Source organism: Marinobacter sp. SS8-8 (genome assembly GCF_030540945.1).
Lineage (GTDB): Bacteria > Pseudomonadota > Gammaproteobacteria > Pseudomonadales > Oleiphilaceae > Marinobacter.
Genome location: NZ_JASSVN010000020.1, coordinates 1 through 21307, shown reverse-complemented (window position 1 = coordinate 21307; position 21307 = coordinate 1). Strand labels below are relative to the sequence as shown.

The 21307-nt window shown below is 57.4% G+C and carries 23 protein-coding genes; 18 read left to right on the top strand and 5 right to left on the bottom strand.

Features of this window, described 5'->3' with window-relative positions:
* Positions 1 to 16: 16 nt before the first annotated feature.
* The 17 genes from QPL96_RS16500 (at position 17) to QPL96_RS16420 (ending at position 13305) form a co-directional block, all read left to right on the top strand.
* The gene (locus QPL96_RS16500; RefSeq protein ID WP_303288408.1) at positions 17 to 277 is read left to right on the top strand and encodes a phenol hydroxylase subunit; all 261 of its coding nucleotides are present in this window, start codon (positions 17 to 19) and stop codon (positions 275 to 277) included.
* A 50-nt stretch (positions 278 to 327) separates the two neighbouring features.
* The gene (locus tag QPL96_RS16495; protein ID WP_303288407.1) at positions 328 to 1329 is read left to right on the top strand and encodes an aromatic/alkene monooxygenase hydroxylase subunit beta; all 1002 of its coding nucleotides are present in this window, start codon (positions 328 to 330) and stop codon (positions 1327 to 1329) included.
* On the top strand, positions 1326 to 1595 hold the full coding sequence (locus tag QPL96_RS16490) for an MmoB/DmpM family protein (RefSeq protein ID WP_014579141.1): 270 nt from the start codon (positions 1326 to 1328) through the stop codon (positions 1593 to 1595). The genes QPL96_RS16495 and QPL96_RS16490 overlap by 4 nt, the downstream gene beginning before the upstream one ends.
* Before the next feature lie 14 nt (positions 1596 to 1609).
* Positions 1610 to 3157 carry an aromatic/alkene/methane monooxygenase hydroxylase/oxygenase subunit alpha gene (locus tag QPL96_RS16485; RefSeq protein WP_303288406.1) on the top strand — a complete coding sequence of 516 codons (1548 nt, stop codon included), beginning with the start codon at positions 1610 to 1612 and terminating at the stop codon, positions 3155 to 3157.
* A 65-nt stretch (positions 3158 to 3222) separates the two neighbouring features.
* Positions 3223 to 3582 (top strand): phenol hydroxylase subunit P4, encoded by a 360-nt coding sequence (locus QPL96_RS16480; RefSeq protein WP_303288405.1) that lies wholly within the window; start codon positions 3223 to 3225, stop codon positions 3580 to 3582.
* A 10-nt stretch (positions 3583 to 3592) separates the two neighbouring features.
* Positions 3593 to 4654: an NADH:ubiquinone reductase (Na(+)-transporting) subunit F gene (locus QPL96_RS16475; protein WP_303288404.1), complete on the top strand. Its 1062-nt coding sequence runs from the start codon at positions 3593 to 3595 to the stop codon at positions 4652 to 4654.
* Between the two features lie 13 nt (positions 4655 to 4667).
* Positions 4668 to 5003, top strand: coding sequence for a 2Fe-2S iron-sulfur cluster binding domain-containing protein (locus QPL96_RS16470; protein ID WP_303288403.1), 336 nt, complete (start codon positions 4668 to 4670; stop codon positions 5001 to 5003).
* 5 nt (positions 5004 to 5008) lie between these two features.
* Entirely contained in the window at positions 5009 to 5932 is a 924-nt protein-coding gene (locus tag QPL96_RS16465) for a catechol 2,3-dioxygenase (RefSeq protein ID WP_303288402.1), read from the top strand.
* A gap of 30 nt (positions 5933 to 5962) precedes the next feature.
* A complete protein-coding gene (locus QPL96_RS16460) occupies positions 5963 to 7423 on the top strand; it encodes a 2-hydroxymuconic semialdehyde dehydrogenase (RefSeq protein ID WP_303288401.1) in 1461 nt (486 codons plus the stop codon).
* Positions 7424 to 7430: 7 nt separating this feature from the next.
* On the top strand, positions 7431 to 8288 hold the full coding sequence (locus tag QPL96_RS16455; protein ID WP_303288400.1) for an alpha/beta fold hydrolase: 858 nt from the start codon (positions 7431 to 7433) through the stop codon (positions 8286 to 8288).
* A complete protein-coding gene (dmpE, locus tag QPL96_RS16450) occupies positions 8288 to 9073 on the top strand; it encodes a 2-oxopent-4-enoate hydratase (RefSeq protein ID WP_303288399.1) in 786 nt (261 codons plus the stop codon). The genes QPL96_RS16455 and dmpE overlap by 1 nt, the downstream gene beginning before the upstream one ends.
* A gap of 26 nt (positions 9074 to 9099) precedes the next feature.
* A complete protein-coding gene (locus QPL96_RS16445) occupies positions 9100 to 10035 on the top strand; it encodes an acetaldehyde dehydrogenase (acetylating) (RefSeq protein WP_303288398.1) in 936 nt (311 codons plus the stop codon).
* Positions 10036 to 10048: 13 nt separating this feature from the next.
* Complete coding sequence (gene dmpG / locus QPL96_RS16440) at positions 10049 to 11086, top strand: 4-hydroxy-2-oxovalerate aldolase (protein WP_303288397.1); 1038 nt, start codon at positions 10049 to 10051, stop codon at positions 11084 to 11086.
* Positions 11083 to 11877, top strand: coding sequence for a 2-oxo-3-hexenedioate decarboxylase (gene dmpH / locus QPL96_RS16435; protein ID WP_303288396.1), 795 nt, complete (start codon positions 11083 to 11085; stop codon positions 11875 to 11877). Before dmpG ends, dmpH begins: the two co-directional genes overlap by 4 nt.
* Positions 11878 to 11886: 9 nt before the next feature.
* Positions 11887 to 12078: a 2-hydroxymuconate tautomerase gene (locus QPL96_RS16430; protein WP_303288395.1), complete on the top strand. Its 192-nt coding sequence runs from the start codon at positions 11887 to 11889 to the stop codon at positions 12076 to 12078.
* Between the two features lie 56 nt (positions 12079 to 12134).
* On the top strand, positions 12135 to 12317 hold the full coding sequence (locus QPL96_RS16425; protein WP_303288394.1) for a hypothetical protein: 183 nt from the start codon (positions 12135 to 12137) through the stop codon (positions 12315 to 12317).
* 28 nt (positions 12318 to 12345) lie between these two features.
* Positions 12346 to 13305 carry a ketopantoate reductase family protein gene (locus tag QPL96_RS16420; RefSeq protein ID WP_303288393.1) on the top strand — a complete coding sequence of 320 codons (960 nt, stop codon included), beginning with the start codon at positions 12346 to 12348 and terminating at the stop codon, positions 13303 to 13305.
* On the opposite strand, the gene QPL96_RS16415 is transcribed toward QPL96_RS16420, so the two are convergent.
* A complete protein-coding gene (locus QPL96_RS16415) occupies positions 13286 to 14332 on the bottom strand; it encodes a peptidoglycan -binding protein (protein ID WP_303288392.1) in 1047 nt (348 codons plus the stop codon). The genes QPL96_RS16420 and QPL96_RS16415 overlap by 20 nt on opposite strands.
* Positions 14329 to 15057, bottom strand: a complete 729-nt coding sequence (locus QPL96_RS16410; protein WP_303288391.1) for a MotA/TolQ/ExbB proton channel family protein — start codon at positions 15055 to 15057, stop codon at positions 14329 to 14331. Before QPL96_RS16410 ends, QPL96_RS16415 begins: the two co-directional genes overlap by 4 nt.
* A gap of 94 nt (positions 15058 to 15151) precedes the next feature.
* Between QPL96_RS16410 and QPL96_RS16405 the strand changes: the two genes are divergently transcribed.
* The gene (locus QPL96_RS16405; RefSeq protein WP_303288390.1) at positions 15152 to 15604 is read left to right on the top strand and encodes a thioesterase family protein; all 453 of its coding nucleotides are present in this window, start codon (positions 15152 to 15154) and stop codon (positions 15602 to 15604) included.
* A 79-nt stretch (positions 15605 to 15683) separates the two neighbouring features.
* Here the strand turns inward: QPL96_RS16405 and QPL96_RS16400 are convergent, their stop codons facing one another.
* From QPL96_RS16400 to QPL96_RS16390, 3 genes are all read right to left on the bottom strand, one after another.
* On the bottom strand, positions 15684 to 16703 hold the full coding sequence (locus QPL96_RS16400) for a hypothetical protein (protein WP_303288389.1): 1020 nt from the start codon (positions 16701 to 16703) through the stop codon (positions 15684 to 15686).
* Between the two features lie 62 nt (positions 16704 to 16765).
* The gene (locus tag QPL96_RS16395; protein ID WP_303288388.1) at positions 16766 to 20143 is read right to left on the bottom strand and encodes a hypothetical protein; all 3378 of its coding nucleotides are present in this window, start codon (positions 20141 to 20143) and stop codon (positions 16766 to 16768) included.
* A partial coding sequence (locus QPL96_RS16390; RefSeq protein ID WP_303288387.1) for a type VI secretion system Vgr family protein occupies positions 20140 to 21307 on the bottom strand: 1168 nt, incomplete at its 5' end. The genes QPL96_RS16395 and QPL96_RS16390, both read right to left, overlap by 4 nt.

The window sequence follows — 21307 nt, the reverse complement described above, 5'->3', positions numbered from 1 at the left end:
CACAACGGGGCAAACAATGACGACCCAGACCGACATCAAATCTTTCGATGAGCTGACGCGATACATCCGGGTGCGGAGTGAGCCAGGCGACAAGTTCGTTGAGTTTGACTTCGCCATTGGTTACCCCGAGCTGTTCGTTGAACTCGTTCTGCCGCGTGAGGCCTTCGAAATCTTCTGTAAGCACAACAAGGTGGTCCACATGGACTCCGACATGATCCGCGAGATCGACGAAGACATGGTCAAGTGGCGGTTCGGAGAGCGTGGACAACGTTACTGAGCAAAGCGCATCAACATCCAGTTTCACAACAACAAAACGGTAAGGTTGATATGAGTATCGAAATCAAAACCAACTCGGCGGAACCCATCCGTCATACCTATGGCCACATTGCCCGTCGCTTCGGCGATAAACCGGCCACCCGTTACCAGGAGGCCAGTTACGACATTGAGGCCAAGACCAACTTTCATTACCGGCCGCAGTGGGATTCCGAGCACACCCTGAACGATCCGACGCGCACCGCGATCCGCATGGAGGACTGGTACGCCGTATCCGATCCCCGTCAGTTTTACTACGGCGCCTATGTTGGCAATCGGGCCAAGATGCAGGAAGCGTCCGAGACCAGCTTTGGCTTTTGTGAGAAGCGCAACCTGCTGACCCGCCTTCCTGAAGAAACCCAGAAACAGATACTCCGCCTTTTGGTGCCCCTGCGTCATGTCGAGCTTGGCGCCAACATGAACAACAGCAAGATTGCGGGTGATGCCACTGCCACCACCGTCTCGCAGTTGCACATCTACACCGGTATGGATCGCCTGGGTATCGGCCAGTACCTCTCCCGGATAGCGCTGATGATTGACGGCAGCACCGGAGCTGGCCTCGATGAATCCAAAGGCTACTGGATGGATGATGAGCTCTGGCAGCCCATGCGCAAGCTGGTTGAAGACTCCCTGGTGGTTGATGACTGGTTCGAGCTGACCCTGGTCCAGAACATCCTCATGGACGGCCTGATGTACCCGCTGGTCTACGACAAGATGGACAAATGGTTTGAAAGCCAGGGGGCCGAAGATGTCTCCATGCTCACCGAGTTCATGCGCGACTGGTACAAGGAGTCGCTGCGCTGGACTAACGCCATGCTGAAGGCTGTGGCCGGCGAGAGCGACGCCAACCGAGAACTGCTTCAGAAATGGATTGATTATTGGGAGCCCCAAGCCTACGACGCACTGAAACCCCTGGCACAAGCTTCGGCCGGTATTGAAGCACTGGACGAAGCCCGTGCAGAGCTTGCAACCCGTCTCAAGAAATGTGGGCTGCAAAGCCAGGGAGTATCCGCATGAGCCAGCTCGTATTCATTGCCTTTCAGGACAACGACAACGCCCGGTATCTGGCGGAAGCCATTATGGAAGACAACCCGGAAGCGGAACTGCAGCACCAGCCGGCGATGATCCGGATCCAGGCGGAGAAGCGTCTGGTGATCAACCGGGAAACGATGGAAGAGAAGCTTGGCCGGGACTGGGACGTTCAGGAAATGCTCATCGATGTGATCAGTATCGGCGGCAATGTCGACGAAGACGATGACCACTTCATTCTTCAGTGGAACTAATCGGGAGACCAATCATGGCTGTTAAGAACAAGAAATTGAATCTTAAAGACAAGTACCAGTACCTGACCCGGGACATGTCCTGGGAGCCAACCTACCAGAAAAAAGAAGACATCTACCCGGACGAGCGGTTCGAGGGCATCAAGATTACCGACTGGTCCCAGTGGGAAGACCCGTTCCGACTGACCATGGACGCCTACTGGAAGTACCAGGCCGAGAAAGAGAAAAAGCTGTACGCCATTTTCGATGCGTTCGCCCAGAACAACGGCCACCAGAACATCTCAGATGCCCGTTATGTCAACGCTCTGAAGTTGTTCCTGAGTGGTGTATCGCCACTGGAGCATGCGGCGTTCCAGGGTTATGCCAAGGTGGGGCGCCAGTTCAGCGGTGCCGGAGCCCGGGTCGCCTGCCAGATGCAGGCCATTGACGAGCTGCGTCATTCCCAGACCCAGCAGCACGCCATGAGCCACTACAACAAACACTTCAACGGATTGCATGATGCTGCGCATATGCACGACCGGGTGTGGTTCCTGTCAGTACCCAAATCCTTCTTTGACGACGCTCGCTCTGCTGGCCCGTTCGAATTCCTGACCGCCATCTCGTTTTCCTTTGAGTATGTGCTGACCAACCTGCTGTTTGTGCCATTTATGTCCGGCGCCGCCTACAACGGCGATATGGCCACCGTTACCTTTGGTTTCTCGGCCCAGTCCGACGAAGCACGGCATATGACCCTGGGTCTCGAAGTTATCAAGTTCATCCTCGAACAGCACGAAGACAACGTGCCCATCGTTCAGCGCTGGATAGACAAGTGGTTCTGGCGCGGTTTCCGCCTGCTGAGCCTGGTGGGCATGATGATGGACTACATGCTGCCGAACAAGGTCATGTCCTGGGCGGAAGCCTGGGAGGTGTATTACGAGCAGAACGGAGGCGCGCTGTTCAAGGATCTGGAGCGTTATGGCATTCGTCCGCCCAAGTACCAGGACATCGCCAATGACGCCAAGAACCATGTAAGCCATCAGGCCTGGTCCACCTTCTACCAGTACGGTCACGCCACCAACTTCCATACCTGGATGCCTGAAAAGGAAGAGCTGGATTGGCTGTCCCAGAAGTACCCGGACACCTTCGACAAGTACTACCGTCCGCGCTTCGAGCACTGGGCGAAAGAGCACGCGGAAGGACGTCGATTCTACAACAACACGCTGCCACAGCTGTGTCAGGTGTGTCAGATACCCACCATTTTCACCGAGAAAGATGACCCAACCATGCTCAGCCATCGCCAGATAGAGCATGAGGGCGAGCGCTACCACTTCTGTTCCGACGGCTGCTGCGACATCTTCAAGAATGAGCCCGAGAAATACGTACAGGCCTGGTTGCCGGTGCATCAGATCTATCAGGGCAACTGTGAAGGCGGTGATGTGGAGACGGTGGTGCAGAAGTACTACCACATCAACATCGGTGAGGACAATTTCGAGTACATCGGGTCTCCCGACCACAAACGCTGGCTCGCCATCAAGGGCAAGTCATCCGAGGAAAAGACGGAAAGCGCCAAGAAAAACGCGGCCTGATCCGGGACTCGCCCGGTGTCATCGGCACCGGGCGTTTCACCCACAAAAACAACAAGGTGATCAACATGAGTGTGAACGCTTTATACGATTACAAGTTTGAACCCCGTGACAAGGTGGAGAACTTCCATGGCATGCAGCTGCTGTATCTCTACTGGCCTCATCACCTGATGTACTGCTCGCCATTCGCGTTTCTGGTGCAGCCAGACATGACCTTCGGAGCCTTTATCGAGGAGGTTCTGAAGCCTGCGGTGGCGTCTCATCCCGATGCGGGCAATGTCCGTTTCATGGATGCCAGTTGGCAATTGAATGGTGAGCCGTTCATCCCGGATGCGTCGGCCACGCTCATGAACAGCGGTATCGATCATAAGAGCATGCTGACCATGACCACACCTGAGCTGAACGGCATCGCCGGCTCCGCGTCTTGAGGTGAATGCCATGAGCCACACCGTAACTATCGAGCCCATAGGCGAACAGATCGAAGTGGAGGATGGCCAGACCATTCTCCAGGCGGCGCTTCGTCAGGGTGTCTGGCTGCCGTTTGCGTGCGGACATGGCACCTGCGCGACCTGCAAGGTCCAGGTGCTGGAGGGTGACGTGGAAGTTGGTGATGCTTCGCCCTTTGCCCTGATGGATATCGAGCGTGACGAAGGCAAGGTTCTGGCCTGCTGCGCCACGGTTGAGAGCGATGTCACCATCGAGGCGGACATTGATGTCGACCCGGATTTTGAAGGTTACCCGGTCGAAGATTATGCCGCCATGGTGACCGATATCGTGGATCTCTCGCCGACCATCAAAGGCGTGCATCTGAAACTGGACCGACCGATGACCTTTCAGGCGGGTCAATACATCAACATTGAACTGCCCGGTGTCGAAGGCCCCAGGGCATTCTCGTTGGCCAACCCGCCGGGCAAGGCCGATGAAGTGGAGTTGCACGTCCGTCTTGTTGAGGGCGGTGCAGCAACAACCTATATCCACAAACAGCTGTGCGCGGGCGACGAACTCAAACTGTCCGGTCCTTACGGTCAATTCTTCGTGCGCAGCTCACAGCCGGGGGATCTGATTTTCATCGCCGGCGGGTCCGGATTGTCCAGTCCCCAGTCAATGATCCTGGATCTGCTTGAGCAGAACGACGAGTGCAAGATTGTCCTGTTTCAGGGCGCCCGCAACCTGGCTGAACTCTACAACCGGGAGCTGTTCGAGGCACTGGATCGAGACCACGACAACTTCACTTACGTGCCGGCGCTTAGTCAGGTTGAGGATGACTCTGACTGGCAGGGCTTCCGCGGTTATGTCCATGAGGCTGCCAAAGCCCATTTCGATGGCCGGTTTGCCGGCAACAAGGCCTACCTGTGCGGCCCCCCTCCGATGATCGATGCGGCTATCACGGCGTTGATGCAGGGGCGGCTGTTCGAGCGTGACATCTTCATGGAGAAATTCCTGACCGCGGCGGACGGCGCGGAAGACACCCAGCGTTCGGCCCTGTTCAAAAAGATATGACCGGAGCTGAGCCATGGGTATCGGATGCCAGGTAACCAACCGGACAACCGGGGACAGCTTTACTTGCGGTGAAGGGCAAAGCGTTCTCAAAGCGATGGAGCAATGGGGTGTGAAGTGCGTGCCCGTGGGCTGCCGGGGCGGTGGCTGCGGCTTCTGCAAGGTCCGGGTGATTGAGGGCGAATACGAGTGCGGAAAGATGAGCCGCGCACACGCCCCGCCCGAAGCCATTGAACAGGGGGAGGTCCTGGCCTGCCGGATCTATCCGGTCACCGATCTGACTATTGAGTGCCTGGAGCCATCCGCGCCGGGCGAAACGAGCGAGCAAACAACAACAAGAGCAATGAGGTAACTGTCATGAAAAAAGGTGTAATGCGTCCCGGCCACGTCCAGATCCGTGTTCTCGATATGGATGAGGCCCTCAAACACTACACGGATCTGCTGGGCCTGATTGAAATGGATCGGGACGAGCAGGGCCGCGTGTACCTGAAAGGCTGGACCGAAGTCGACAAGTTCTCGGTGGTTCTGCGTGAAGCGGATGAGCCCGGCATGGACTTTATGGGTTTCAAGTGCCTCAGCGAAGACGTGGTGGACCAGTTGCGCGGTGAACTCGCCGAGTTTGGCTGCGAGGTTGAGGATCTGCCCAAGGGCGAACTGAAGGACTGCGGCCGCCGGGTGCGTTTTGTGGCACCGACCGGCCATGCTTTTGAGCTCTATGCCACCAAGAAACAGACCGGTAAATGGGGGGTGGGCAACCACAACCCGGAAGCCTGGCCGCGCGGTCTTGAGGGTATGAAAGCCACCCGCTTTGACCACTGCCTGCTGTATGGCCCGAACCTGGACAAGACCCTCGACCTGTTCCGTGACGTACTCGGGTTCGATCTGGCTGAGCAGGTGATTGCCCCCGACGGCAAGCGGGTGGCCCAGTTCCTGACCGTCAGCACCAAGGCTCACGATATCGCGTTCATCGATCACGAAGAGCCGGGCAAGTTCCACCACGCCTCGTTTTTCCTGGAGACCTGGCAGGACGTGCTTAAGGCCGCCGACCTGATCTCCATGACCGATACCTCCATCGACATCGGGCCGACCCGCCACGGCCTGACCCACGGCCAGACCATTTATTTCTTCGATCCCTCGGGCAACCGAAACGAGGTGTTCGCCGGCGGTGATTACCACTACCCGGATCACGAACCGGTGACCTGGGATGCCGGTGAGCTGGGTAAAGCCATTTTCTACCACGACCGACAGCTGAACGAACGCTTCCTGACGGTTTTGACCTGACTCCCTGATGCGCCACAGGATGTTTTAACCATGAAAGAAATCAAGCATTACATCAATGGACAGTACGTTGGCTCGGCCAGTGGCAAGCTGTTCGACAATGTGAACCCGGCCAACGGCAAGGTAATTAGCAAGGTTCACGAAGCCGGCCGGGAAGAGGTTGATGCCGCCGTGCAGGCCGCCCGGGCGGCGCTTCGCGGCCCCTGGGGCAAGATGACGCTGGAGCAGCGCACCGGCATTCTTCACAAAGTGGCGGATGGCATTAACGCCCGCTTTGATGAGTTCCTGGAGGCGGAGTGCCTGGATACCGGCAAACCAAAATCTCTGGCCAGCCATATCGACATACCCCGGGGCGCTGCCAACTTCAAAGTGTTCGCGGACATGATCAAGAACGTGCCGACCGAATCCTTTGAAATGCCAACCCCCGATGGCACCGGGGCGCTGAATTACGCGGTTCGTCGCCCCAAGGGCGTGATTGGTGTCATCAGTCCCTGGAATCTTCCGTTGCTGCTGATGACCTGGAAAGTCGGGCCGGCGCTGGCCTGTGGTAACACGGTGGTGGTCAAACCCTCGGAAGAAACGCCGACCACCACGGCCCTGCTGGGCGAAGTGATGAAAGAGGCTGGCGTGCCCGACGGGGTCTACAACGTGGTTCATGGCTTTGGTGGTGACTCCGCCGGCGCTTACCTGACCGAGCATCCGCAGGTTGACGGTTTCACCTTTACCGGCGAGACCGGCACCGGCGAAATCATCATGAAATCGGCCGCCAAAGGCATCCGGGATATTTCCCTGGAGCTGGGCGGCAAGAACGCCGGCCTGGTATTCGCCGACTGCGATATGGATAAAGCCATTGAAGGCACTATGCGTTCCGCGTTCGCCAACTGTGGCCAGGTCTGCCTCGGCACTGAGCGGGTTTATGTTGAGCGTTCGATCTTTGACGAGTTTGTCAGCCGGCTGAAAGAAGCGGCGGAGGGCCTGAAAATCGGCCCACCGGATGATGCGGAAGCCAGCATAGGGCCGCTGGTCAGCCTCAAACATCGTGAAAAAGTCCTTTCCTACTATCAGAAAGCCGTTGATGACGGGGCATCTGTCGTGACCGGTGGTGGGGTTCCGGACATGCCGGCAGAGCTGGCCGGTGGTGCTTGGGTTCAGCCCACCATCTGGACGGGTCTGGCAGATAACTCGGTCGTGGTTACCAACGAGATCTTTGGTCCCTGTTGTCATATCCGCCCCTTCGATACCGAAAAGGAAGCCATTGAGCTGGCTAACAGTCTTCCCTACGGGCTGGCCTCCGTCATCTGGAGTGAAAACATCACTCGTGCGCACCGGGTCGCAGGCCAGATCGAGGCAGGCATCATCTGGGTGAACAGCTGGTTCCTGCGGGATCTGCGTACCCCCTTCGGCGGCAGCAAGCAGTCCGGTGTCGGCCGTGAGGGTGGCGTTCACTCCCTGGAGTTCTACACCGAAATGAAGAACATCTGCATCAAATTGTGAGATAGCCATGAATGCACCTGTAGACAGCCCGGAAATAGGGCGGGAGATCACGGCCGCCGGCTACCGAACCAACCTGCATGACCAGGGGGAGGGCTTCCCGGTCATGATGATTCACGGCTCAGGCCCCGGCGTTACCGCCTGGACCAACTGGCGGTTGGTGATTCCGGAGCTGGCAAAAAACCGGCGTGTGATCGCCCCGGACATGTTGGGCTTCGGGTATAGCGAACGGCCGGAAGATCAGATCTATAACCGCGAGCGCTGGGTGAAGCACGCCATCGGTGTTCTGGATGAGTTGGGTCTCGATCAGGTGGACCTGGTCGGGAACTCTTTCGGAGGTGGCCTGGCGCTGGCTCTGGCCATCGAGCATCCGCAACGGATCCGTCGGCTGGTACTGATGGGATCGGTTGGCGTGAGCTTTCCGATCACCAAAGGCCTGGACGAGGTTTGGGGTTACGAAGCGTCACTGGACAATATGCGGCGGTTAATGGGTGTGTTCGCCTACGACAAGAGTCTGCTCACCGATGAGTTGGCAGAGATGCGCTACCAGGCCAGCGTTCGCCCGGGCTTCCAGGAGTCCTTCTCGGCCATGTTCCCGGCCCCGAGACAGCGTTGGGTCGACAACTTGGCCAGCAACGAGGAAGACATCCGCGCGCTGCCCCACGAAAGCCTGATTTTGCATGGCCGCGAAGACGAAGTGATTCCGCTGGCAGCCTCGCTAAAACTGGCGGAATTGATCGACCGTGCCCAGCTCCACGTCTTTGGTCGTTGTGGCCACTGGACCCAGATTGAACATGCCGCCCGGTTTGCCCGGTTGGTAAACGATTTTCTCAATGAGGCCGATCAAGCGGCTGCAGGAGACTCCTGATGGAACAAACACGAATCCAGGCGCTCGGTGACGAGCTCTACCACGCCATGATCAAGCGGGAGGCCGTGTTGCCCCTGACCAGTCGGGGCGAGGACATCACCATTGATGACGCCTACCACATTTCCCTGCGCATGTTGGAGCGTCGTCTTGCGGACGGGGCTTCGGTCATCGGTAAAAAGATCGGTGTCACCAGCAAGGCGGTGCAGAACATGCTGAACGTACACCAGCCGGATTTCGGTTACCTGACCGACGACATGGTGTTCAACAGTGGTGAAGTGATGCCGATCAGCGACCGGCTGATCGCGCCCCGAGCCGAGGGTGAGATTGCCTTCATTCTGAAGAAGGATCTGAACGGGCCGGGCATCACCAACGCCGATGTGTTGGCCGCCACCGAATGTGTGATGCCCTGTTTCGAGATTGTCGATTCCCGCATCCAGGACTGGAAGATCGCCATCCAGGACACCATTGCCGACAACGCCTCCTGCGGTCTGTTTGTTTTGGGTGATCAGGCGGTGTCTCCGCGCAAGGTGGACCTGGTGACCTGCGGCATGGTGGTTGAAAAGAACGGCAGCGTTCTCAGCGCCGGCGCCGGGGCGGCAGCACTGGGATCCCCGGTGAACTGCGTGACCTGGCTGGCCAATACCCTGGGCGAGTTCGGCATCTCCCTGAAGGTGGGGGAGGTAATTCTGTCCGGTTCCCTGGTCCCACTGGAACCGGTCAAGGCCGGTGATTACATGCGGGTCGACATCGGTGGCATCGGTAGCGCTTCGGTGCGTTTTGCCTGATCGAAAAGAACAACGAGGAAAAGGCTATGAGCAAGAAAATCAAGGCAGCGATCATTGGTTCGGGGAACATCGGCACCGATCTGATGATCAAGATCCTGCGCAATGGCAAAAACATTGAAATGGGAGCCATGGTCGGTATCGATCCGGAATCGGACGGTCTTGCCCGTGCTGCCCGGATGGGCGTGGCCATCACCCACGAAGGCGTGGATGGACTGGTGAAAATGCCGGAATTCGCCGACATTGACATTGTATTCGATGCCACCTCCGCCAAGGCCCATATGCACAATGAAGTCTTCCTGCGCGGGCACAAGGAAAACATCAAGATCATCGATATGACGCCGGCGGCGATTGGCCCCTACTGTGTGCCGGTGGTGAATCTGGAGCAACAGCTTCAGGAAGGCAACGTCAACATGGTCACCTGCGGCGGCCAGGCCACCATCCCCATGGTGGCGGCCGTCTCCCGGGTGGCCAAGGCTCACTACGCCGAGATTGTCGCGTCGATTTCCAGCAAGTCGGCCGGCCCCGGCACCCGCGCCAACATCGATGAGTTTACCGAAACCACCTCCCGGGCCATCGAGGTGGTGGGCGGCGCCCAGAAAGGTAAAGCCATCATTATTCTGAACCCGGCCGAGCCGCCACTATTGATGCGGGACACCGTCTATGTGCTTTCGGATGCGGCCGATAAAGCCGAAGTGGAAGCGTCCGTGGAGGAGATGGTGCAGGCCGTGAACAGTTATGTGCCGGGTTACCGCCTGAAGCAGAAGGTGCAGTTCGACGACATTCCCGAAGACCAGCCCATGAACGTCCCGGGCCTGGGCCGCTTCAGCGGTCTTAAAACCTCCATCTTCCTGGAAGTAGAGGGCGCTGCCCATTACCTGCCGGCCTACGCTGGCAACCTGGACATTATGACCTCTGCCGCGCTGGGCACCGCCGAGCGCATCGCCGAATTGCTGGTCAACTGAGGAGGAACGAACAATGACTTTTAATCCCGGCAAGAAACTCTATATCTCCGACGTGACCCTGCGTGACGGCAGCCACGCGATCCGCCACCAGTACTCCATCAAGAACGTCCAGGACATCGCCCGTGCCCTGGACAAGGCCAAGGTGGACTCCATCGAAGTGGCTCACGGTGACGGCCTGCAGGGCTCCAGCTTCAACTACGGCTTTGGCGCCCATACCGATCTGGAGTGGATTGAAGCCGTCGCCGAAGTGGTGGAGCACGCCCAGATTGCCACCTTGCTGTTGCCTGGTATCGGAACGGTGCATGACCTGGACAATGCTTATAACGCCGGTGCCCGCATCGTTCGTGTCGCCACCCACTGCACCGAAGCGGATGTCTCCCGACAGCACATTGAACATGCCCGTAAGCTCGGCATGGACACTGTCGGTTTCCTCATGATGAGCCATATGCAGACCCCGCAGGGCCTGGCGCAGCAGGCCAAACTGATGGAAGACTACGGTGCCACCTGCCTCTATGTCGTCGACTCCGGCGGTGCCATGAACATGAACGACATCCGTGATCGCTTCCGTGCCCTCAAGGATGTGCTCAAGCCGGAAACCGAAACCGGCATCCACGCCCACCACAACCTGGCACTGGGTGTGGCCAATTCCATCGTGGCCGTGGAAGAAGGTTGCGACCGGGTTGATGCCTCCCTGGCCGGCATGGGCGCCGGTGCCGGAAACGCGCCGCTGGAAGTGTGCATTGCCGCCTTCGACAAGATGGGCTGGGAACACGGCACCGACGTGTATGCCCTGATGGATGCGGCCGATGACATCGTCCGTCCTCTACAGGACCGTCCGGTACGGGTGGACCGCGAAACCCTGGCCCTGGGTTATGCCGGCGTCTATTCCAGCTTCCTGCGCCACTCCGAAGTGGCGGCGCAGAAGTACGGCCTGAAGACCGTGGACATTCTGGTGGAGCTGGGCAAGCGCCGCATGGTGGGTGGCCAGGAAGACATGATTGTGGACGTGGCGCTGGATCTGCTGGCGGCACAAAAGGAGCAAAACGCATGAGCAAGACATTAAGCCAAGAGCAGGTTCTGGCCCTGGCCGAACACGTGGAAAATGCCGAATTGCAGGCCCACGACATCACCAAGGTCACCAACGACTTCCCGGACATGACCTTCGAAGATGCCTACGACGTGCAGTGGGAAATCCGCCGCCGCAAGGAAGCTCGCGGAAACAAGATCGTGGGCATGAAGATGGGGCTCACCTCATGGGCCAAGATGGCCCAGATGGGCGTTGAAACGCCAATCTACGGCTTCCTTGCCGACTATTTCAGCGTGCCGGATGGTGGCGTGGTCAATACCAGGGAACTGATTCACCCGAAAATCGAGGCCGAGATTGCCTTCGTTACCAAGGCCCCCCTGAAAGGCCCCGGCTGTCACATTGGCCAGGTCCTGGCGGCGACCGACTTCGTCATCCCGGCCGTGGAAGTCATCGACTCGCGCTATGAGAACTTCAAATTTGATCTGGTGAGTGTGGTGGCGGACAACGCCTCGTCTACCCGTTTCATCACCGGTGGCCAGATGGCCGACGTTGCCGATGTCGACCTGAAAACCCTTGGCGTGGTGGTTGAGAAAAATGGTGAGGTTGTGGATGTGGGCGCCGGTGCGGCGGTACTAGGACATCCGGCTTCCAGTGTCGCCATGCTGGCAAACCTGCTTGCCGAGCGTGGCGAACACATTCCTGCCGGAACCTTCATCATGACCGGCGGCATCACTGCCGCGATTGCCGTTGAGCCCGGCGACAATATTACCGTTCGCTACCAGGGGCTTGGCACGGTTTCTGCGCGGTTCGAATGAGGAGGTTCTATGCCTGTTGCGCAAATCAATATTCTTGAAGGTCGGTCGGATGAACAGAAGGAAACGCTGATCCGAGAGGTAACCGATGCGATTTCACGCTCACTGGGAGCACCTGTGGAAAGCGTCCGGATTATCATTACAGAAATGCCCAGGCAGCATTTCGGCATTGGTGGGCAGTCGGTCAAAAAGCTGGGGCGTTGATGCACCGGTCATCTGGTCGACTATTTCCCTTGTGGTCCGACGGGAGGCTTCAGGCCATGGCCGGATCCAGTCTGGTTGGCCAGAGAGGAGCCGTTCAGGGTACCCCCGTTGCAGCCCAAACATTATGCGTGCTGAACACCGCCTTCAGTCTGGGCGGTTTCAAAGCGCCCCAGCGGGTGTTTGGTTTTGCACTGAATGAAGACAGCCAGTCACTCGCCGGCTACAGCTGGATGCAATAAACTGAGGAAAACATAAAGGGTTATGTGAATGTTCAGGTTACTGATAGTGGGGGCCGGTGGTATAGGAGGTTATTACGCCGCCCGCCTGCTGCATGCCGGACATGATGTGGTACTCACTGCCCGAGGCGCACACCTGGCGGCTCTGCAGCAACAGGGGCTGACGGTTCGGTATGGGGATGAGGTATGGTCGTTCCCGGTAAAGGCCATGGATCATTCCACGGTGGTTGCCCGCTACCGCCCGGACGATTTTGATGTCGTCGTGGTCACTCTCAAATCTACCGCCACTGAAGCGATGCTGGAAGAGCTGGGGCCCTGGCTTTACCACGGCAAGGTGCCGGTCTTGTCGCTTCAGAACGGCGTGGACAACGAACCGGAGCTGGCAGCCCTGCTGGGAGAGCGTCGGGTACTGGGTGGGCTGGCGGTCAGGGTCGGTGGGCATATTGTGCAGCCAGGGGTCGTTGAGGCTGAAGGCCCTGCGCAGATTGTTATGGGGGAATGGCCGGTTGCAGTCGACTCGAATTTTCGTAGTCTCCTGCTGGGACAACTGCGGGACGATTTCGAGGCCGCCGGTATTCCAACGACCGTTTCCGACAATATCCGTTACGAGCTCTGGCGCAAGCTGGTGATCAATAATGGGGTTAACCCGATCTCGGCGTTGACCGGTCTGGACACCCGAAGCCTCACGCATCATCCGGAATTCCGGAAAATCGTGCACGGAATGATGGCGGAAACTGTTGAGGCCTCGAAAGCCGATGGTGTTAATCTCGAACCCCGGGATCTGGAGGAGATGTTCCAGTTGATCCGCAACTTCAACGCCATCAAGACGTCCATGCTGGTGGATAGGGAAAAGGGCCGGCCACTAGAGCTCGACAGCATTGCCGGGGCTGTGCTGCGCCGCTGCGCGCAGTTGGGCATCGACGCACCCTACACCACGACCGTCAACGCCTTGTTAATGCACTCGCAGACTCCTAGCGATCCGTCAGCTTGAGCTCAATCCGCCGGTTCTTCTGCAGCGCTTCCGGCGAGGTGCCTTCTGCCACCGGGAAGAATTCGCCGAAGCCGGCGGCCACCATGCGTCGCTCGGGCACCCCCTGTGCTGCCAGATAGCGGACCACGGCCACGGCGCGGGCGGTGGAAAGCTCCCAGTTGGAGGGGAATTTGGGGGTGTTGATGGGCACAACGTCGGTATGGCCATCAATTCGAAGAATCCAGTCGACATCCTCCGGAATCTTGTCGGCGACAGCGAGCAACACCTTTGCCAGCTTGTCCAGTTCGCGCATGCCATCCTCACCAAGTTCTGCCGAACCCGAGGCAAACAGCAACTCCGAGGGCAGCAGGAAACGGTCGCCCACCACCCGGATGTTCTCGTTGCTGGCGAGGATGTCCCGTAGTCGGGCAAAGAATTCCGACTGGTACTGTTCGAGCTGGTTTACCCGCTCGGCCAGCAAGGTATTCAGCCGCCGGCTGACCTGTTCCAGTTCATGCTCTTTTTCCGCCGTCATCTGCTCCTGCAACTTCAGCGCGGAGGCGATCTGCCTCAGTTGCTCCCGCAGCGACGCAATCTGATTGGACAGCCGCAGGATCATCGCCTGCTGGCTGGCGGACATCTTCTCTTTCTCATCAATGGATTGCTCCATGCTTGCCAGCCGCTCGGCCCGGGCTTCGGCCATGGCGGTCTGCTGCATCAGTTGCTCGCGGGTGGACTCGAGCTGGTTCACCAGGTTGTCGTTTCGGGTCAGGCTGGCGCTGTAATCGTCCTGAAAGCTGGCCATCTGGTCTTCCAGGGCATCGGTCTTGTTCTGCTCCAGGCCCAGAAGCTCCGACAATTCGTTCAACTGGGCATTGAGGCGGGCCAACTGGGTGTCGCGGTCAGACAGGGTCTGGGAAAGATAAAGCTGGCTCACCACATAGACCAGCAGCATGAAGATCACGAGCATCAGCAGCGCCGAGAGGGCATCGACGTAACCCGGCCAGACGTTGGTGGTGCTTCGGCTGCGGCGCCTGGATCCGATCATGACAGGTCTTTCCTGTCATCCACCCGGTCCACCAGGTTGGTCACGCCGGTCAGCCACTCCTCAAGCCCGTCATAGAACCGGTTCTGGGCATGGCCGGCCTGGATGTCGAGGAAGCCGAGAATCAGCGATCCGCCCAGACCCAGCAGGGATGAACTGAAGGCCGTGCCCATGCCTTCAAGAGGTGTCAAAAGGCCCTCCTGAAGCTCGGCAAACACCTTGCCGAAGTCTTTCTGGCTCATGTCCAGGCCGGTGATCACCTGACCAACCGAATTGATGGTGCCAAGCAGCCCCCAGAAGGTGCCAAGCAGGCCTAGGAATACCAGCAGGCTGATGAAATATCGGGTAATTTCCCGCTGTTCGTCCATACGCGAATGAATGCCATCGAGCACCGTGCGCAGGGACATGGTAGACAGGGTAAAACGATCACGCTTGGCGTCCTCCCCCAGCTGCCGGGCCAGTGGCTTCAGCAGGCGCGGTTCCTGGACCACCGAGAGCCCGGCGTGGCCGGTGCGGAACTGAGCGATCCACTTCAGCTCCGGGAATAACACAAACACCTGCCGGTAGGTCAGGGAAATGCCGACAATCAGTACGCCCAGAATCAGGAGGTTGAAGACCCAGTTGGCCATAAAGGCGGAGATCAGGGGTTTGTGGATCAGGGCGCCGACAACCACGACCACGCCGAGGAAAATCGTCATCCAGAAAAGGGTGTGTTTGGGATTGCTCATGGAGAGGGCCAGCCTTTTGAGATATTCCTCAACACGTTAGCACAGATATGAGATGCTGTTGGGATCGGTAACTGAACTTTAATCGGGGAGCTTCATGGCTGGTGATCTGCCTTTCCGCTTTCGCTTCCGCGTCCGCTACGGCGAATGTGATGCCCAGGGTGTGGTGTTTAATGCCCGTTATGCGGACTTTGTTGATATTTCGGTCAACGAATACATCCGCACGCTGTTCGGGAATTACCAGAATCTGCTGGACCAGGATCTGGACATCCAGGTAGTGAGTCTCACGATGAACTGGAAAGCTCCGGCAAAATTCGATGAGGTTCTTGAGGCCCGGATTCGCACTGGGCGAATCGGCAACACGTCCTTCACGTTGCATTTGGAGTTTTTACGGTACGGAGATGAGGCCTTTATAGCCGGCGCCGACATCACCTATGTAGTGATTCAGCCTTCGGTTATGGGGAAGGTGACAATACCGGACCACATACGGCAGTTGCTGGAGGCGGGTGCGCCCGGCGGATTGATCAGCCACGCCGGAGAGGGGAGCTGAAGTTGGGGTCAGAGCTTGTTACAGGTTACCACGGGTGTTGCGAGTTGCAGCATCTGAGACTTGCTTCTTCGATCAGGCCTTAAATTGGTGATGCGCCAGCCGGGCGTTGTTTCCGATATTCCTCCATCGATATCTTGCCCAGTTGCGGAGTAAGCTTGCAGAATCGGGTTCCCCAGGGGTATTCATTCTGATGTCTATAAACTTCTGCCCAGCCCTCACCGTCCTTCCAGGATTCCAGGTCAAGGTCTCGCCAGTACCGGGGATTGCGTCCTGTCCTCCTGTCGTGTTCTGCCGTTACCGGGTCCAGGTGACGGAAAGGTTCGAGGCGAGGGGTATCAGGTAGCGGCTGACTCACATCCATGTAACGCTGCAGCATATCCCAGGTAGCCAGTACTTCATTCTTGTTTGACTCAATGGTGCTAAAGGCCGTTTTGTTGAAGGTTTTCTGGGTATAGCGGTGCACCAACATTAACCGGTAAAAGACGCCACTTTCCTGGATAACCCGGTCCACATAGGCATCGAATTCCACAAAGGGAACTTCGAAAAAGCGTTTTCGTCCCAAAGCAATCCGGACCTGGCCGGTGACTCGGTTGAATTCACTGCAGCCGTCCTCCATTGTCTCGTTTAACCGTTTGTTGAGTGTCTTTTCGAATGGTTTGAGAAGGAAGCCTAGGCCGGTGCTCATGATCCAGTTGGTGGTGACGGGGGTCACCCAGATCGCAAATGCAAACCAACTTAATGTCAGAAGAAAGGCTGTTGCAATCACGATGATAGCAATGGCATCAGACAGGTTAGGTTGTTCGAGGAACTCTACAACCCCCCAGCAAACCATTCCCACTCCGCTCAGCCACAGAAAAATTATCCAAGTAAGAGGTATAATTAAGATCAAGAACTTAAGCCCCAGCTTCCCGTTCAAAAACCGTATCCGCTGATGATCCCACCACCAATCCTCATCCCGGAATTCCGGATCGCTCTTTTCGCAGTCCTGAAGTACCTCAACATCCTGAATCGTGCCGAGGTAAGGAACGGCCCCCGCATAGCTGCCAAAAGGCTGCAACTCTTCGCCAATGCGGGTGCGTTTAGTCGGGGCCTCGGGCAAGGGGCCAATGGCCGATGCCCGGAAGGCTGTGTCCATGAACACGGATTGTTCGTGTTCGCTGTTCATGTGCTGACCTCGGTGAAGTACCAGTAAGGGGATTGAGGCTGGGAATAGGGGTTCAGGACCGACCGAACTTTGGAAGGTGGTTGACTATGCTGTGTAACATCGAACGGCTCGTAGTCTTCGAGCACCGGGGCGGGGAACACCAGCGGTCCCAGTTCGGTATCCAGGGTGGCCTGAAGCCCAACTCGGACCTGAGTCGTTACAGTCTCCTCGTAAAACAAACCCTGATAACCGCTGTCCTGGATTTCACGCCGCACAAGGAATCGAACCGCTGACTGGTTGGGCAGGGACTGCCGGGCGGTGACCTTGGTCAGCGGTGTGACCTTAAGCATCTGGGTATCACTTACCGAATCTGTCGAGCCGGGAGCGACAGCTGTAGCTGTCGAGGACTGGTAGGCTACCTCCTGGACTACCAAACGGAATGGGCTGTCAGTTAGGCCGGCACCACCCTTTCGGTATATCTTCAAGCGACTAACGAGCGGGAATTGGAGCGTAATCACGTAATCATCCGCTTTCGGCGGATAGTCAGGGTGGGCGAGCGCAGGGTCTGGCTCCACCTCCTCATACCGTTGGGCCGTCACCTGAACAGGCGACAAAAGGGCCAGCAACTGGCTGTAGTAGGCTTGATCATCCTGCCCCGGCAACGCTCCATCAGGGTGAGTGCCCCAAGGGCCACGTTTGAGCAGTTTTTCAAAGGCATCATCGGTGGCAGCCCCCGCATACAGCCCGCCACCAACCGTCATCACTAAACCAAAAATAGCCCAGCCCCAACCTGGTATTGCCAGCAAGCCATGCATAAGGGGAGACGACAAAACAACCAAGCTTCCGGTCATGGCGATTGCATGCCCTGTCGCGGTATCGAAGTCCTTATTGGTCATGCTGATTCGCATGTCCCAATAGCTCAGGCCAGCTCCGACCCCGCCAGCGACGAATGTTGCCAGGCCGGCGACACGGACCAGCGTAGAGGCTCCACTACGTTTCAGCAAGCTCCCAATAAATGTCCAGTTTTTCATATCAAACAGAGGTCGGACCGCGATCTGATGTACTCTTGCCGTAGCCCCAGTCGCAGCGGAGGATCTGCCCAACACTTCGCTGAGTTTGAGTGATGCAGCAAGTAGCTCACTCCCCGCACCAGCCAAGAGCTTCGTAACTGCTAGAGGTACATTTCCCTGATCAGATTTTACTGCTTTTCGAAGTGACTGAGCTTCCAAAAAAACATTAAAAGCAGCCAATACCACCAACCCATGAGACACCGCCGGACCATCCACTACCTGCCCAACCTGCTTGGCATAATCTACCTTAAGCAAACTCAGTTTATGGGCTTCAGGGTGCCCCGCTGGAGCAGAAAAAACAAAGGCCGAGCCGGCGACCTTTTTAATGGCCTCATCCAATGCTTCTGCGGCACGCCCGGGACTAGTCGAAGCCATCCGGTTGCCTGTCTCATCCAACAGATCCGCGTACAGGTAATCCTTGCTCCGTGTAAGCAAGCCCTCCGTTCGGTCGAAATCCGTGAGGCCACGCTTGAGACCATGACCAGATACTCCCACGATAATTCGTTGCTCCATAGCCCCGGTCCGCCCCATCACATCGATGCCCCTGAGCGTCGGGTCAGCCAGCACAAGATTCGAACTGACTCTCTGCATAATCCGCTGTATTTCGAGGGACTGAATCACGTCTTCTTCGACAAGGCGTTTGCATACTGTCAGTATCGAAGTGCTCCATTCGTTAAGGGCACCAGAAATCATGCCTCCTACCTTGCCTGCGTTAGCAACCCCCTTGATCGCACTGCTATTGCCTGCATCGTTTTCTCTGACCTGCTTCTCAAGGTGCACCAAAGACTGAACATTCAGTCGACTTAACAACGCTTCATCAATCTCAGCCTGCTGCTGGGCAAGTTGTCGCAAGCGCTCAAATGGGGATATTGCAGAAGAATCGCTCTCATGCTCGTTCGTTGATTCGTCTTCTGCCGGAGCCCACTTTTCCAGGAAATCGCCAGCAACTATCCATTGCCGTAAACCGGTGAACACGTGATTGCGGCTTGCCACACCCTGTGCTTTAAGGACCCCCGGAATCTGCTGCAGGATGTTCAGCTTGTCAGCAATCAGCAAGTAAGCTTCACAGATCGCAACATCCCTGCATTCACGGTAGTCGTCGAAGACCGGGTCGAGCTTTCTTCCTTTTATCATGTCCAGAAGCCCGTCAACGTGTCTTTCAATTATGCGGATAGCATGATTTTTTTCCGCAGTGTGCAACACATTATCCAACTTCTCCCGGTCTATAGCTTTTGCGTAATTGGCCAGGGCACTGGGACTTCCATTTGGCAAAGGATCAAACACGGCTTGCCGAATCAGCATGGCTGAGTGAGCCATAGGGTTTTTCTGAATCGACACATCCACCGCATCCAGATAATGCAATGCCAACTGCAACTGGGCGAGGCTGTGACGCAATCTGAACAGTGGATCCGGCAGCGCCACACAGGCCAGGCCTCTCTGGCCTCGCAAGTCGGCCAGCATGTCGTTCCCAGGATCGCATTGGATACCCAGTCCAACTGACTCGTCACCCTCTTCCTGGTTGTCTTTCAGCCGTTTAGCGAGTTTTGAACAGAGCTCTGAATCTGAGGGTTGTTCAAAGGTTGGCAAGAAATCCCGGGGGTTCTCCAGCATCAGCTCAACGCCAAGATCCCGAGCTCGCAATTCGGGCACATCCTCAATTCGAGAAGCCGGGAATCCGGTCCTAAAGCTCAGCGAGTCCACCGTGGTAACGGCCCATGCGTGCCCTACACCAGTTGTACGGGCAGTCCGTGTGCGCTCATCTTCTTCCAACGCCTGGATGTAACTCCAATCCCACTGAACTTCGCTGTAAGCCATTCGGAAATCGTGCAAAACCGCCTGACTCTCCAGAAATACCGGTAGTAGTACATCATCCAACCACTCGCCCTCTGCGGGGCGCTCTATCCTTAAACTGCTGTTTAGATCGTTGATCGATTCCCGAGCATTGGCCAGGTCAACATCACTTAGTCTGGAATCCGGACCGATCTGCAGCTCACGCCATAACCTATCGCGACAAAAAACATAAAGGAAACCGGGCCGAAGCATCGCAACTGCCTTTCCCTGATTGACGGGCGCACCATAACCGACAGTAACGGGTAGCGTGCTCTCGACCTCTGCAAGAGGCTTCACACGTAGCAGAGTGTTCTCCTGATGATCTTCCCGCTCGACATTCGACCGCGCGTTCTTGATGAGCGGAATGGCGATTTGGCCTCCCTTACGCTTTGGAATCGTGAGGACGAGATCGTGCGGGTTGGTTTCATCGTATTCGGCTTTGCGACACACGGAGCGCTCTTTACACTCATCTGAAAACGCCACAGTATCAGTCATTCGTTGTCCTCCTTTGACACCCCTTTCCAGGCCTCCACGGTGTCCCTGTCGAGTTTGCCGCCGATAACATCGACAATCAGCTTTCGCTCGCTGCCAGGCAACTCCTGTAGAGGGGCGTCGGCTGAAGAACCATTTTGGCGAGTGCTGACATTCGCAAGCCTCACTTCAGACGCCGCTACTGGTTTGCCTTTTTCCAGAATCTGCGGAAACTGAGTATTCTGAGGAAAAGTGCCAGTACCACCCCCCGGACTCCCCCCAGAATTGATCCCCACCCCCACCCCCGGCCCCGCCAGCGTCACGCCACTCGGATCCAGCTTGAGCAAACTGCCGCCCGCCGAAATAGTGAGCTCTGCTCCGGCGTCCAGCACCACTTTGGCGCCGGCCTTGTGGTGTACTTCAGTACCGGCTTCGCTGAGGGTGCCCTTGCCGGATTTCTGGTGGAAGGTGCCGCCGATGTTCTGACTGCAATCGCCGCCCACGGATTCGCGCTTTTCTCCGTCGACAGTGCAGTGTTCATTGGCTTTTGTGTGGCTGAAGCGGTTGTTCTCGACGGTGAGGTGGCTATCGTTCCGGATCACCTCGGTCCGGTTGTTCTCGGTAAGCAAGTCCAGGTCTTTCTGGGCGTGGAGGTAGATCTGCTCCTGGTCGGCTTCGTCTTCAAACCTCAGTTCGTTGCTGCCCTCGCCCTTGTGGGTTTTGGTTTTCAGGGTGGTGCGGGTTTTGTGTTCCGGCAGCGCATAGGGCGGTGTGTTGGTGACGTGGTGGGTGCGACCGGTGATGATGGGCTGGTCCGGATCGCCGTCCAGGAAGGAGATAATCACTTCGTGGCCGATTCTCGGCAGCGCCATGAAGCCGTACTGGCCGCCGGCCCAGCCCTGGCTGACCCGGAGCCAGGCGCTGCTGTGTTCGTTGTTGCGGCTGTATCTATCCCACGGAAAGCGGACTTTTACCCGGCCGTGCTTATCACAGTGAATCTCTTCACCCTCGGGCCCGGTGACCATGGCAATCTGCGGGCCGTCCATCCGGGGGCGGTGTTGGGTTTGTGGCCGCCAGGGGATGTCGGCGGGCACCGCGCGGAATTGGTTATGGTAGGTGGTCGGCTCGCTGCCGCCCTCTTCTTCCAGGGCCTGGGGCTGGGTGCCGGTGTGGGTGATGGCCGTCAGC

What these genes read in the sequence shown, in the direction of transcription:
- QPL96_RS16500 (WP_303288408.1), top strand. Translation starts at nt 17, where the DNA reads ATGACGACCCAGACCGACATCAAATCTTTCGATGAGCTGACGCGATAC.
- QPL96_RS16495 (WP_303288407.1), top strand. Translation starts at nt 328, where the DNA reads ATGAGTATCGAAATCAAAACCAACTCGGCGGAACCCATCCGTCATACC.
- QPL96_RS16490 (WP_014579141.1), top strand. Translation starts at nt 1,326, where the DNA reads ATGAGCCAGCTCGTATTCATTGCCTTTCAGGACAACGACAACGCCCGG.
- QPL96_RS16485 (WP_303288406.1), top strand. Translation starts at nt 1,610, where the DNA reads ATGGCTGTTAAGAACAAGAAATTGAATCTTAAAGACAAGTACCAGTAC.
- QPL96_RS16480 (WP_303288405.1), top strand. Translation starts at nt 3,223, where the DNA reads ATGAGTGTGAACGCTTTATACGATTACAAGTTTGAACCCCGTGACAAG.
- QPL96_RS16475 (WP_303288404.1), top strand. Translation starts at nt 3,593, where the DNA reads ATGAGCCACACCGTAACTATCGAGCCCATAGGCGAACAGATCGAAGTG.
- QPL96_RS16470 (WP_303288403.1), top strand. Translation starts at nt 4,668, where the DNA reads ATGGGTATCGGATGCCAGGTAACCAACCGGACAACCGGGGACAGCTTT.
- QPL96_RS16465 (WP_303288402.1), top strand. Translation starts at nt 5,009, where the DNA reads ATGAAAAAAGGTGTAATGCGTCCCGGCCACGTCCAGATCCGTGTTCTC.
- QPL96_RS16460 (WP_303288401.1), top strand. Translation starts at nt 5,963, where the DNA reads ATGAAAGAAATCAAGCATTACATCAATGGACAGTACGTTGGCTCGGCC.
- QPL96_RS16455 (WP_303288400.1), top strand. Translation starts at nt 7,431, where the DNA reads ATGAATGCACCTGTAGACAGCCCGGAAATAGGGCGGGAGATCACGGCC.
- dmpE (WP_303288399.1), top strand. Translation starts at nt 8,288, where the DNA reads ATGGAACAAACACGAATCCAGGCGCTCGGTGACGAGCTCTACCACGCC.
- QPL96_RS16445 (WP_303288398.1), top strand. Translation starts at nt 9,100, where the DNA reads ATGAGCAAGAAAATCAAGGCAGCGATCATTGGTTCGGGGAACATCGGC.
- dmpG (WP_303288397.1), top strand. Translation starts at nt 10,049, where the DNA reads ATGACTTTTAATCCCGGCAAGAAACTCTATATCTCCGACGTGACCCTG.
- dmpH (WP_303288396.1), top strand. Translation starts at nt 11,083, where the DNA reads ATGAGCAAGACATTAAGCCAAGAGCAGGTTCTGGCCCTGGCCGAACAC.
- QPL96_RS16430 (WP_303288395.1), top strand. Translation starts at nt 11,887, where the DNA reads ATGCCTGTTGCGCAAATCAATATTCTTGAAGGTCGGTCGGATGAACAG.
- QPL96_RS16425 (WP_303288394.1), top strand. Translation starts at nt 12,135, where the DNA reads ATGGCCGGATCCAGTCTGGTTGGCCAGAGAGGAGCCGTTCAGGGTACC.
- QPL96_RS16420 (WP_303288393.1), top strand. Translation starts at nt 12,346, where the DNA reads ATGTTCAGGTTACTGATAGTGGGGGCCGGTGGTATAGGAGGTTATTAC.
- QPL96_RS16415 (WP_303288392.1), bottom strand. Translation starts at nt 14,332, where the DNA reads ATGATCGGATCCAGGCGCCGCAGCCGAAGCACCACCAACGTCTGGCCG.
- QPL96_RS16410 (WP_303288391.1), bottom strand. Translation starts at nt 15,057, where the DNA reads ATGAGCAATCCCAAACACACCCTTTTCTGGATGACGATTTTCCTCGGC.
- QPL96_RS16405 (WP_303288390.1), top strand. Translation starts at nt 15,152, where the DNA reads ATGGCTGGTGATCTGCCTTTCCGCTTTCGCTTCCGCGTCCGCTACGGC.
- QPL96_RS16395 (WP_303288388.1), bottom strand. Translation starts at nt 20,143, where the DNA reads ATGACTGATACTGTGGCGTTTTCAGATGAGTGTAAAGAGCGCTCCGTG.